Source organism: Dyadobacter pollutisoli (genome assembly GCF_026625565.1).
In the GTDB taxonomy this organism is placed as follows: domain Bacteria; phylum Bacteroidota; class Bacteroidia; order Cytophagales; family Spirosomataceae; genus Dyadobacter; species Dyadobacter pollutisoli.
Genome location: NZ_CP112998.1, coordinates 384332 through 396294, shown reverse-complemented (window position 1 = coordinate 396294; position 11963 = coordinate 384332). Strand labels below are relative to the sequence as shown.

Annotated in this window: 10 protein-coding genes; 6 read left to right on the top strand and 4 right to left on the bottom strand. The window is 46.4% G+C overall.

The features are described from left to right. Positions 1–19: 19 nt before the first annotated feature. A complete protein-coding gene (locus tag ON006_RS01750; protein WP_244823393.1) occupies positions 20–355 on the bottom strand; it encodes a PadR family transcriptional regulator in 336 nt (111 codons plus the stop codon). Positions 356–622: 267 nt separating this feature from the next. Here ON006_RS01750 and ON006_RS01745 point away from each other — a divergent pair, with 267 nt between their 5' ends. From ON006_RS01745 to ON006_RS01735, 3 genes are all read left to right on the top strand, one after another. Then, on the top strand, positions 623–1510 hold the full coding sequence (locus ON006_RS01745; protein WP_244823392.1) for a PhzF family protein: 888 nt from the start codon (positions 623–625) through the stop codon (positions 1508–1510). Positions 1511–1802: 292 nt separating this feature from the next. Next, entirely contained in the window at positions 1803–2396 is a 594-nt protein-coding gene (locus ON006_RS01740) for a Crp/Fnr family transcriptional regulator (protein ID WP_244823391.1), read from the top strand. Positions 2397–2525: 129 nt separating this feature from the next. Continuing rightward, positions 2526–2948, top strand: a complete 423-nt coding sequence (locus ON006_RS01735; protein ID WP_244823390.1) for a RidA family protein — start codon at positions 2526–2528, stop codon at positions 2946–2948. Positions 2949–2976: 28 nt separating this feature from the next. Here ON006_RS01735 and ON006_RS01730 read toward each other — a convergent pair whose 3' ends face one another. After that, entirely contained in the window at positions 2977–4059 is a 1083-nt protein-coding gene (locus ON006_RS01730) for an alkene reductase (protein ID WP_244823389.1), read from the bottom strand. Positions 4060–4257: 198 nt separating this feature from the next. On the opposite strand from ON006_RS01730, the gene ON006_RS01725 reads away from it, so the two are divergent. The 3 genes from ON006_RS01725 (at position 4258) to ON006_RS01715 (ending at position 6441) form a co-directional block, all read left to right on the top strand. Then, positions 4258–4632, top strand: a complete 375-nt coding sequence (locus ON006_RS01725; RefSeq protein WP_244823388.1) for a winged helix-turn-helix transcriptional regulator — start codon at positions 4258–4260, stop codon at positions 4630–4632. A 149-nt stretch (positions 4633–4781) separates the two neighbouring features. Then, entirely contained in the window at positions 4782–5519 is a 738-nt protein-coding gene (locus ON006_RS01720; protein ID WP_244823387.1) for a LytR/AlgR family response regulator transcription factor, read from the top strand. A 169-nt stretch (positions 5520–5688) separates the two neighbouring features. Further along, positions 5689–6441, top strand: a complete 753-nt coding sequence (locus tag ON006_RS01715; RefSeq protein WP_244823386.1) for a tetratricopeptide repeat protein — start codon at positions 5689–5691, stop codon at positions 6439–6441. A gap of 48 nt (positions 6442–6489) precedes the next feature. Here the strand turns inward: ON006_RS01715 and ON006_RS01710 are convergent, their stop codons facing one another. Together ON006_RS01710 and ON006_RS01705 are read right to left on the bottom strand one after the other, a co-directional pair. After that, positions 6490–7788, bottom strand: coding sequence for an amidohydrolase family protein (locus tag ON006_RS01710; RefSeq protein ID WP_244823385.1), 1299 nt, complete (start codon positions 7786–7788; stop codon positions 6490–6492). A gap of 170 nt (positions 7789–7958) precedes the next feature. Then, positions 7959–11903, bottom strand: coding sequence for a hybrid sensor histidine kinase/response regulator transcription factor (locus ON006_RS01705; protein ID WP_244823384.1), 3945 nt, complete (start codon positions 11901–11903; stop codon positions 7959–7961). Between the last annotated feature and the right edge of the window lie 60 nt (positions 11904–11963).

Here is an 11963-nt window from a genome sequence, read left to right as displayed (position 1 = left end):
GGCTTTCCGCGAGATATGATCAGTTCCATTCAAGACGGATGGCAGGCGAAATCCGGTCCCAAAACCGGTTACGGACAGCACTTGTTTCTTCAAGGATTCGACCGCCCAGAGCTGTCACAGCATACAGCCGCTTCCGTCGACCGCCCCTTTCCGCGGTTGCCTCGCCCCAGATAGATCTCAAATAACTTTTTTGTTCAAGGCGCTGCATGGCTGCGTGCACGGCACCGGCCGTCACGATATTACCCGTTTCACGTTCCAGCTCTTCCGCAATCGCTACCGTGTAAGCGTTTGGCGACAACGCTGCAACTGCCAGCAGAACGACCTCTTCAAATTCACCCAGGTCACTCCTTCTCATTTCGAAAACATGGTTTAACCAGTTTTAATATATAATCTGTTTCTGTATAACAAATAATGTGCCCAAAAACAGAACAAGCCAGAAAACCGTTGAATCAATCATTTTTTCAACAAACCCTGGACCTAATCGTCCGATTTCGGACAACTGGTGTTCGCGTTGAGACAATGGATAGTCGGTGAAACAGTAACAAGTAATTTTTGAGTATGATTTAACGTGCATCTGAGCTATTTTTAACCCGATGCTGACTGCTAAATAAATTCTTATAAAATGAAAAGCTACAAGTACTCTGTCGTTGACGTGTTCACCAATGAAAAATACCGTGGTAACCCTTTGGCTGTGGTTTTTACCGATACTGATCTGGATCTGGTCACTTACGAGAATATTTCCCGCGAGTTTGGCTATTCTGAAACGTCTTTTATTTATTATTCCAAAATCCATAAAGCGCTCCAAGTACGCTCATTTACGCCTACCGGTTTTGAGGTAAACGGGGCTGGACATAACCTGCTCGGCGCAGTATGTGCTGCTCTTTTGAAAGACATTCCTATTTTCGCCGAACAGGGTGAAGAGCGGTTTGTAATCATGAAAGATGAAAGAATGGACCTTTCCGTCCGCTATTCAGATGATAAAGTGCCGTTTGTGGCTATGAGGCAACAACCTGCAACGGTACTTGCGAGTGTGGAACCCAAAATACTGGCAGCAGCACTCAATCTGGATGAAGATCAGGTGCTGGCCGGAAATTTTGCTCCTAGTGTCGTAAAAACGGAGGTTACCCATTTAATGGTACCACTTAAAAATCAGGAAGCGCTGGACAACGCAGTTCCAGACAAACGGTTACTAGTCGAAGCAGCTGAAAAATATGATTTTGAAGGTGTATACTGTTTTACAATTCCCAACGAGAATTCGGGCCATTTCGCTCATGCAAGGTTTTTTAATCCAGGCATTGGGATCGACGAAGATCCGGCCACAGGCAGCGCCGCCGGACCATTGGCTGGCTTTTTGTTTCATCAAAGTCTTATCAAACAAGATACGATTTACCAATTAATCCAAGGCGAGAAAATGAACCGGCCGTCGGTGATTCAATTTGAGGTCAAAGTTGATAGCATCTGGATCAGTGGGTCGTCGGTAATTGTGATGGAGGGGACGATATTGGAGTGATGATTGGTCACCGGATATCTTAAAAGAAAGCCAGCCTGACTTACATTGTCTCTGGGTTTCTTTAAGATATATTCCGCCAAGCTCGTTTTTCAACTTAAAAAGACGCTCCTAGCCTTTCAAAATTTGAACGAAAAACTTGTCAACGCCAATGTAATAATAGTGTCAAATGTTTTTCGTGTGGCCCCTACCGACATTGCTTTCCAATCATTAAGTAATTGGCCCGGTGATATTGGGTAACGTTAGCTACTTTTGATGATAATTGATTTTTGGAACATTTCGCAGTCATTCTATTTTGGATATTCTCCCACTGATCAGCCATTTCGAGAGCTACATTGCATTGACGGAAGACGAGAAGCATCTTTTGCAAGGAAAAATTGGTCAGCGCTCCATCAGGCGGCGGCAGTTTATTTTACAAGAGGGGTTCCCGTGCCAGCACTACACTTTTGTAGTCAAAGGCTGTTTTCGAATGTTCGCTGTTGATTCAAAAGGCACTGAACACAATATCCAGTTCACGGCCGAAAATGGCTGGATCGCCGATATTGGGAGTTTCCATTCCGGAAAGACAAGTGGTTTTTTCATTGAGGCTTTGGAGCCTTCCTTGATCCTCCAAATTGAAAAGCAGGATTTGTATTATCTCTATACGAACATTCCCAAGCTCGACCGGATTTTCAAAGTAATCGTCGAGAATAATTATGTTGCGCTGCAAAATCGTGTGTTGCAAACGATTAGTTCGACAGCCCAGGAGCGTTACCTTGCCTTTCTCGACGAATATTCACAACTCGCACTGCGACTCCCTAATAATCAAATTGCATCGTATCTGGGTATTACGCCGGAATTTCTAAGCAAAATCAGGAAAGACATTGCGTCGCAGCCATCACCTCATTAAGCTGTATAGCATAAATATGATTCGCTATTTTTTTATGGCTACCTTCATTTGAGCTTGTGTTGTCAAGCAAATTCATCACAATTGTTAGAGATATTGCAAATCAGATTAGATGTACTTTAACTTAAAGCAATGCCCTTAGAAAAGAGCTTTACCAATCCCGAAGGACTACCCAAATGGCCCAACGCTTTCTCCCAGATTGTGACCGTAAGTAATTCCGGAATGACAACGATCTATCTTTCAGGCCAGGCTTCAGTGGATCAGAATAACAACTTGATTGGTGAAAATGACCTTCGCAAGCAGACAGTTCAGGCATTCACAAACCTTCAATTGGCGCTGGAATCAGCAGGAGCAACGACCAAGGACATTGTCAAGATGAACATCTATGTAAAGAATTACAAGCCGGAAGATGCTGACACAATCGGCCATGCATTCCGTAGCGCATTTCCTTTTGAAAACCTTCCCGCCAGCACCTGGCTCGGTGTACAATCGCTGGCTCTGGAAGGGCTACTGATTGAAATCGACGCCATTGCTGTCGTCGCGGAAAAGCAATGACAGCAATGACGTCGGGATGGAACATGGGTTAGGCAACATCCAGGAACGGATAATCCGTATATCCGTGTTCACCACCGCCGAACATAGTTGCCCTATCCGCCTGATTCAGTTCTGCTTTCAATTCAAAGCGTTTGGGAAGGTCGGGATTTGCCAGATATAACGCGCCGTAAGAAATGATTTTCGCGATGCCTTTTTCGAGTTCCTTCTCCCCTGTTTCTCCGTCGTAGCCCATATTGCCGATAACGGTATGGCGCGTGAGCGTACCAAATGTCTCTAAAATATTTGTCGGATAATGGGGGAACATGTCTGCCGGAAAACCTGCATTCATCAGGTGTATATAAGCCAGTGGCATCCGGTCCAATTCGATGATCAATGCGGTGAACTGCGTGATCGGATCGTCGTGAATGATACTGTTATAAGGGATTGCAGGAGACAATTTGATCCCGACTTTGTCTTCTCCGACAGCGTCAACCAGCTGCTGCATTACCTCTAATGTGAACCTGTTGCGATTTTCAATACTTCCGCCGTAGTCGTCAGTCCTATGGTTCGCGCTTTCAGCCAGGAACTGGTTTGGTAAATAACCGAATGCGGCATGCAGTTCTACGCCGTCGAAACCGGCTTCCATTGCATTAATCGCAGCTTGCCTGTAATCCTGAACGATTTGTCTGATCTCTTGCAGGCTTAATGCTTCAGGGGTTTCGTAATCGGCCATTCCGGCTCCTGTAAAATGCTGCTGCCCCTCGATGACAACCGCCGAAGGCGCAACCGGCAACGCCACATTTCTGACCGAGGTATGTCCAACCCGGCCCGTATGCCAAAGCTGGGCATAGATCACACTTCCTGCTTGGTGAACAGCTTCCGTTACTTTTTTCCAGGCATCAATCTGCTCCCGGGTGTAAAGACCAGGTGTCCACGGACTCCCCTTCGCTTGCTCTGAAATATTGATACCTTCCGTGATAATCAGTCCCGCAGATGCCCTTTGGGTATAATATAACACGGCCAAATCGCTCACCACACCGTCGTCCGTCGAGCGGCTCCTGGTCATAGGGGCCATCGCCATGCTATTTTTAAGGACTTGGTTTCCTAATGTTACTGGGCTTAAAAGATTCATTTTAAATTGATTTAAATTATATAAAATCTGTATGCGGGCTGTGGCACATGAAACTGGTACTATCCACTTTTTTGATTATAACAGCTTCCATTTAGGTCCGGCGATTTCTTTTTTTGCCTGAACAATAGCAAAATTACTGCGGGTTGTTATACTTTTGTTATCTGTTACATAAAGGATACCAGTTACAAAAAGGATATCATGACAAAGGAACACGTATGCATCACTGGCGACAATGATCATTGCCCGAAGGCAAGAATGACGATTCAGGACACCCTGGATGTGGTTGGCGGCAAATGGAAGCTGGTTTTGATCTCGATACTAAGGGATGGAAAGAGGAGATTTCGTGAGCTGTCCCGGGAGGCGCAAATTTCCCCGCGGATTTTATCTAAGGAATTACAGGAATTGGAAATGAATGGCTTGGTGACCCGGACGGTCTGCAACACGAAGCCAGTGACGGTGGAGTATGCACTTACTCCTTACAGCGACACGCTGTCGGACGTGATTATTGCAATGCATAAATGGGGCAAGCAGCATCGCGACCGGATTCTTGCAGGATCGGAGGCACTATCGTAGTACTATGTTTGGTATTTTTTGTATTTTTTCACCCTAACAAAACTGCTTTCCCGCTGTTTTTGTGGACATTAGTAGTTCGACTTCTGTTTTCGCCAAACGGAAGTGAGTGGATTTGCGCCCTAAGTTTTGACGAATTTTAATCAGATACCATGAACATCGCCGTAAAGTTGCTCATTGTGGAAGATGACATGATTGTTGCCGCTGACATCGCCCTGCAGCTCAGCAAACTCGGCTATGAGGTGAGCGGGATTGTCCTTCGGGGTGAAGAAGCTATCCGGCACGTCGAAACCGACCGACCCGATCTGATTTTACTCGATATCAGCCTCAAAGGCCTGCTCGACGGCATCGAAACGGCCCAGGCAATCCACCAGCGGTGGAACATCCCGATCATTTACGTCACGACCAATACCGATGAGGCTACCTTTACCCGGGCCAAGAACACCCGCCCCTATGCCTTTATCTCCAAACCAATACGGCCCGTTGAGCTGCAGCGTACTATTGAACTGGCCGTCACCCGCCTGGCCGATGAACATCATCCCGCTTCGAATGATAACTCCAATAAACCGTTTGTCCTGAGTGACCGGATTTTTGTCCGCCTCCGTGAAAAGATCGTCAAAATCTTCATCGCTGATATTCTCTACGTGGAAGCCGATCGCAACTACTGCCACCTTTTCACAGCGAACAAAGAGTACCTGATGACAACGACACTGAAGGTAATGGAAGATAAACTTCCTGCCAATCATTTTGTAAGGGTGCACCGATCCTATCTGGTGAACCTGACGCAAGTGGATGAAGTGAGTGACGGGCACGTCAGTGTAATGGGTAAATCGATCCCACTCAGCCACAACCTGCGGGAGGGGCTACTGAAACGATTCACGACTATTTAAAGTCTACCTATTCCTGTCAAAAATCGGGCAACCGCCCTGACAATTTTCCTTCGGTAAAAAACTGGGCACCTTCGGACAGTAAAAGACTGCGTTCGTCCTGGCACACTTGGTATGGCAACGCATTCGAGGTAGCTTGGATGTAACAGTAAACTCAAACGTCCATCTATCTATGAAAATTTTATTTGCTGTAATCGCGCTCCTTTTGGGAAGCGTCACCATCGCATCAGCCCAGGATTTTTACCTGCCCGTGTCATCCACCTCTAAACCGGCCATCGCGTCTCTGCATCGTGCCGCTGAGTTGTATGCAAATGTCCATTTCAAGGAAGGTAAAGCAGAAGTTGACAAGGCGCTGGCCGAAGATCCGAATTTCTTCATGGCCCACGTATATGCTATGCAGTACGCATCCCGTGCCACCAGACCAGGCATCGCAGACAAGACTTTGGCCCTGGATGAAACCAACCTCAACGAGGCGGAAAAAATAATGCGTCAATTGATCGTAAAGTGGAAGGCAGACACAGCTTCAAAAGCAGGTGAAACTATGAAAGCGCTGGTAGCCGCTTACCCGAAAACACCGCAAGCGCTGGAATGGGCTTCATTATATTCATTTTACTCCGATAAGGACGTCGACGCCGCCATGGACTATGCCCAAAAACTGGCAAAACTGAGCCCGAAATTTGCACCCAACTACAACACGATGGGTTATCTGTATATGGAGAAAAAGGAAATGGATAAAGCCAAAGAAGCTTTGGAGAAGTACATTGCCCTCGCACCGAAAGAAGCGAATGCCTACGACAGCATGGCAGAATTTTACCTGAACAATAAAGAGTATGCAAAATCTGCCGAATACTATGATAAAGCCGCAGCAATGGGACTCGCCGACGCCAAGGAACGCGCGGATAAAGCGAGAACTATGATAAAATAAGGAGATAATTCACCCGCCACCGGGCAGTATAATCCCGGTGGTCGGCCATTAATTCTGATACTCCACTACCCCGTTTTTCATCACCATTTTGACTTCAAAAAGAGCTTTCTTAAAATCCTTTTGCATATCCCCGTTAAAAACCGATATATCCGCCATGGTATTCTCTTTGATGACGCCGATCTGGCCCTTCATTCCCAAAGCAATCGAAGCATTATAAGTTGCTGTTTTTAACACGTCAGCGGCCGACAACCCTGCCTCAAAATAACCGGAAATAGTATACTTGGCCATTTCTCCTCTTGGTATATGGAAGTCAACGTAAGCATCCGAACCAGCCACGATCAATACGCCGGCCTTATGCGCAGCTTTGATTCTGTCGTGCAATGGCTTGAAATTTTTCCTGATCTCCTGGTCATTAAATGCAATATTTTCCCCTTTCAGGTATCTCTCCCTGAGATCCACAGAACCGTCGGTCGGGACAAGGTATATACCTCTTTTGGCGATAGTATCGAGGGTGGACGGTGTGAAACCATAGCCATGCTCCAACCCGTCAACACCCGCTTCAATGGCCGCATGTACCGCCCAATCCCGTTCGCAATGTGCCGTTACTTTTACCCTTTCCCTGTGGGCAGCCTGCACGATTGCCTTCATTTCCTCCAAAGTTAGAACAAGACGATTTCCAATTGCTGTTATTTTGATCACGTCCACACCACGAGCGATATGTTCCTTTACGGCCTTTGCTGCTTCCTCAACACCGCTCACCATCGAATACTCTTTGCTCGAATATTTATCAAATTCCTTAACCGGCATCCCATACAATTGTCCATCCATTGCGCTGATAATCGGGCCGGAAACTACCATTCTGGGGCCAGGAAAATCACCTCTCTCGATCGCATTTCTGACTTCCAGGTCCAGATATTGTTCAGAGTTCCCCAGATCACGGATCGAAGTAAACCCTGCATTCAGATAGCTTTTCGCATATCCCACGGCCCTTAATACCCTTGTTTCCGGAGAGTTCATTATACCGTCATAGGCCGCATTTTCGGTAGCACCCTGCCGAAAAAGTAAGTGTGAGTGAGCATCAACTAAACCCGGCGTGACGGTAGCATTCCCGTAATCCAGAACAGTAGTACCCGGCGGCGTATCCAATTTATCACCGACTTTCAGAATGGTATTTCCCTTAACCAGTATTTGTTTGTTTTTAAGGAATTCATTCTTCTCCGAATCATACATCTGCCCGGCCTTGATCAAATAATATTTTTCAGCCGACTGAGCGAAAATCGTTTTTAAGGGTAGTAGCAAAGAGAGGATACAAAGCGTAAGAGATCGGGTAAAGAATGCGTTAAGCATTAAGTTTATTGATTAGGTGGCTAATGTGATGACACTTTGGATTGTTTCTGATATTCCCTGGCTGGATTTGAAGTTAAGTTGTAATTGATCAAATGTAACCGTTGTTTATCAAAAACTAAAAGCATATCAGGGCTTTGATCTACCGGTGAGAAACGCTGACCATCATTAAGTCAACTCATAGCTGCGAAATCGCGTGGGGACATTTGAAATAAATCACGAAAACACTTCGCGAAATAGGACAGATTATCGAACCCAACCTGGTAAGCAGCTTCCGAAATAGGCATCCCGTCCGAGAGGTAACCCGCGGCCTTTTTCAGCCGGTAATTGCGGATCAGTTCCACTGCAGCGATTCCGGTGAGTGCTTTCAGTTTGCGGTTGAGGCTGCTATTGCTCATTCCTATTTCCCGAACCAACTCATTGACGCCAAAATCTGGGTTTTCCAGGTTTTCATCCAGTATTGCATGCAGGCGGATCAAAAATGGATCGGTTATTTCGTCTTGCTCAGCCACAGACAAATCGTCGGCCGAGGCAAAACGCATATATAGCAAGTCATGCAACCTGCGCTGCCTTTGCAGGAGGTTTTTTATCCTCAATGTCAGCTCGGGCAGGTGAAAAGGCTTAGTAATGTAATCATCTGCTCCCCGTCCTAACCCTTCCAACCGGCTTTCCATGGCGGACTTGGCAGTCAGCAAAATGACAGGAATATGGCTCGTCTGCAGATCGGATTTGATCTTTTGACAAAATTCATAACCGTCCATAACAGGCATCATCACATCACTGATAATCAGGTCGGGCATGAAGCTAAGTGCCATATCAATGCCTTCCTGACCATTTTCGGCATGATAAAAATGGTAACCCGCCCCAAAACTACCCGCAATGAAACCAGCTAGTTCGTTATTATCCTCTACCAAGAGAATCTTCTGGATCGTTTCGTCGGGCACTGGCGACATTTCAGTATTGATCAGCTCTGCAACGGGATAGAAAATCTGATCCTTTTGCGCAGGTGCCGCGAGTCGATATGGAAGCGAGAGAGTAAACATCGTCTTAAAACCATTGATATCATTATCGAGCCTAATGGTGCCGTTTTGTAGTTCAATCAGTTCTTTGACAATGGCTAACCCGATCCCGCTGCCTTGCTGGTAGCCATCGGTTTCGGCCTGGAAAAACCTGTCAAAAATATGACCCGCCAGCTCGGGAGGAACGCCAATACCTGTATCGCTGACCAATATACGTACTCCCACGGCCCGTGTTTCCAATACAATACTCACCCGACCATTTTCATTGGTAAATTTCACAGCATTGGCAATGAGGTTATTCATGATCCGTTCCAGTTTCTCATGATCAAACCAATAATATTTCCCACGAGCATCGGCTTCGAATGACAGCTGAATGTTTTTTGATTTTGCAGTGATCTCAAAAGTCTGTACAATTCCTTCAATGAACTCTGCCGGATCACTTTGGGTTTCAGCTACTTTCATAGTACCCGATTCCAGCTTGGACAGATCGAGCAACTGGTTGACCAGGCCCAGCAATTGCTGTGCATTTCGCCCGATCAATGCGAGACGATTGGCATCATTGGTATCTCTCGGCTCCTGCAACATCTGGTCTGTGGGCGCCAGTATTAGCGTGAGTGGGGTACGGAATTCGTGCGTAATGTTTGAAAAGAACCTGGTTTTCATCTCGTCTACCTCGCGGAGCTGTTCGGATTCCTTTTGTTTCAAAACCATTTCTTTTTGAGAAAAAGCGATGGATTGTTTCAGTTTCAGCCGGTTTACATAAGTTTGGACAGCTGCATAAATGATTGATATCAGGATACCTGCATACAATAGATACGCCCACCACGTTTGCCACCAGGGAGGGTGTATGGTAATGCTCAGCGTCCTGATCTGGCTGCTCCACTCACCGATGGTATTAGAGGCATTCAACCGCAAAACGTATTTACCAGGCCTCAGATCCGTATATTTTGTAACCGGCTCTTCGGTCTCCGTCCAATGCTCTTCCAGTTCTGCAAGTTGATACCTGTATTTTATTTTTCCCACTCTGTTGAACTGCATCGCCGCAAAATCAATGGTAATGAAGTTTTGATCATAGTTCAGTTCCAGACTCGTGAGTGCCGAAATAGGTACTTCTTTGGTCAGCGGCCCTTTTGAGAGTAAATGATTGTTCACGGCTATCGAGGTGATCTGAATGAGGGGCTGGTACCGGTCTTCATTGGTCTGGCGAGGGTCAAATGCGGTAATACCTTCTACCCCGCCGAGAAAAATCCGGTCGTCGGGCAACTGCAAAAAATGGAAACGGTTAAACTCATCCGCCATCAACCCATCCTCTCTCGTGTAGGTACGGACCTTGAAAGTATTCCTGTTAACCTGCGAAAGTCCCTGGTTAGTGGCCACCCACACATTGCCCCGACGATCGGGAATGGCTGCATAGACGACATCATTCGGCAAACCATTTTTCTTTGTTAACCGTCTGAAATGGCCTGTCTGCTTATTAAAACTACACATTCCGCCACCAAATGTGCCGACCCAAAGCAGGTTGTCGTTGAGCGGATCACTGAACAGACAATACAGATTGTCACTGCTCAAAGAATTGGTATCTGCCGAATGATGACTGAACTGACGAATTTTGCCGCTGGTAAGGTCCAGCCTGTAAAGGCCCTTAACGGTGGTTGCAATCCATAATGCCTGGTTATCAGCGACAATCTGTAAGATACCGGATTGGATCTGGGGCCGAAGTTTGTGCTGAAAAGAATGCCACAGCCCATTTTCATAATACATCGCCAGGGAGTCATAAACCGCCCATATCCGGCCATTCGGATCTGTTGACATGGCTATCGGCAAATCCGCCCGCTTGATATCCCGGATCTCTACGGGAAATGGGACCACGCTAAGTTGTTTGGATTTTGGATTAAATTTATAAAACGGCGTACGTCCGCCATTGAACCAGATATTTTGTTCCCTATCAATTGTATACCGGAAATTGTAGGTAAATAAGTCGGGGGCCAAAGTCGTAAGCTGACTTTCCGGCATCCCCAAAAAGCTTCCAAAAAGATCTTTGATGAAGTCGAGCCGGTAAGGAAGTGCTTTGAAGTAACCCGCCCTCAGGTTATATTTAAGAACACCCTGCCCATTACTGCCCGCCCATAGCACATCTGAGCGGTCAATCAGCAAGCTTTTGAATTCAGAAATATCGGCCTGACCGGGCAATTCCTTCAAACCCTCCCTATCATCAAAACGATACAGCAGGTTCATGCGGTGGAAGTAATTATTCCCTTTACTATCCGTAACAATGTAGTGTTTATACCTTCCCTTGGTATCGGTTACGGCAGGATAGTCGGTTGTTTGCCCTGTACCAGGCTTTAAAACGGTCACCTTATCCTCGGACAGCAACAAAAAGTCGCCATTATGCCGCTCTTTCAGCGCGTAGATTTTTTTGTCAATTTTTTCAAATACCTTATCCTCAGGGCGATACTTCACAAACCTGTCTGAGTTTTTCGCAAGCTGAAAAATACCTTTCGTTGTGGCTACCCACATCATACCATAACGGTCCTCAATGATATCCCTGAATGTACTTTTAGCGATAGAACCGGACTCTCCCGCCCTACTACTATACCACTTGATTTTATTGCTATTGAGATCAATGGAGGCAATGCCGGGCTCATTAAAAGCGAGCCAGAGCCTATCTTGTTTGTCGAGGAACAAATTTTTCAGCAATGCCTTCCCGAATGCTTTCCGGTAAAAAGGTTGCTTTGAATAGTTAGTAAAAGTTTCTTTCAGCGGATCAAAAACATCAATGTCCCCGCGATCGGTCACAATCCAGATTTTGTTATTCGGGCCGGTCAGCATTCCTTCCAGTCCAAGCGACGAAAGCGAGGGCCCTGCTCCCTCTTCGGGCTGGAAAACTTTGCATTTGTGACCGTCGAACCGGCACAGGCCGTCACGGGTGGCGATCCAGATAAATCCTCTCGAATCCTGCACAATTGCCGGGATAAAACCTTGTGGCAAGCCCTGTTTGGATCCCAGGATTTCGGGTTGGGGAAAGCTCGCCGACTGGGCCACAGCCTCTGAGAATGGCCACGCTAAGCTCAAAAGCAAGGCCACAACAATGGAAAACATCCGATTTTTTGCAACAAACACAGCGTGGTCTGTGCGGTGATATTTTGAATGTGTGCGAAA

What these genes read in the sequence shown, in the direction of transcription:
- ON006_RS01750 (WP_244823393.1), bottom strand. Translation starts at nt 355, where the DNA reads ATGAGAAGGAGTGACCTGGGTGAATTTGAAGAGGTCGTTCTGCTGGCA.
- ON006_RS01730 (WP_244823389.1), bottom strand. Translation starts at nt 4,059, where the DNA reads ATGAATCTTTTAAGCCCAGTAACATTAGGAAACCAAGTCCTTAAAAAT.
- ON006_RS01720 (WP_244823387.1), top strand. Translation starts at nt 4,782, where the DNA reads ATGAACATCGCCGTAAAGTTGCTCATTGTGGAAGATGACATGATTGTT.
- ON006_RS01715 (WP_244823386.1), top strand. Translation starts at nt 5,689, where the DNA reads ATGAAAATTTTATTTGCTGTAATCGCGCTCCTTTTGGGAAGCGTCACC.
- ON006_RS01735 (WP_244823390.1), top strand. Translation starts at nt 2,526, where the DNA reads ATGCCCTTAGAAAAGAGCTTTACCAATCCCGAAGGACTACCCAAATGG.
- ON006_RS01725 (WP_244823388.1), top strand. Translation starts at nt 4,258, where the DNA reads ATGACAAAGGAACACGTATGCATCACTGGCGACAATGATCATTGCCCG.
- ON006_RS01745 (WP_244823392.1), top strand. Translation starts at nt 623, where the DNA reads ATGAAAAGCTACAAGTACTCTGTCGTTGACGTGTTCACCAATGAAAAA.
- ON006_RS01705 (WP_244823384.1), bottom strand. Translation starts at nt 11,903, where the DNA reads ATGTTTTCCATTGTTGTGGCCTTGCTTTTGAGCTTAGCGTGGCCATTC.
- ON006_RS01710 (WP_244823385.1), bottom strand. Translation starts at nt 7,788, where the DNA reads ATGCTTAACGCATTCTTTACCCGATCTCTTACGCTTTGTATCCTCTCT.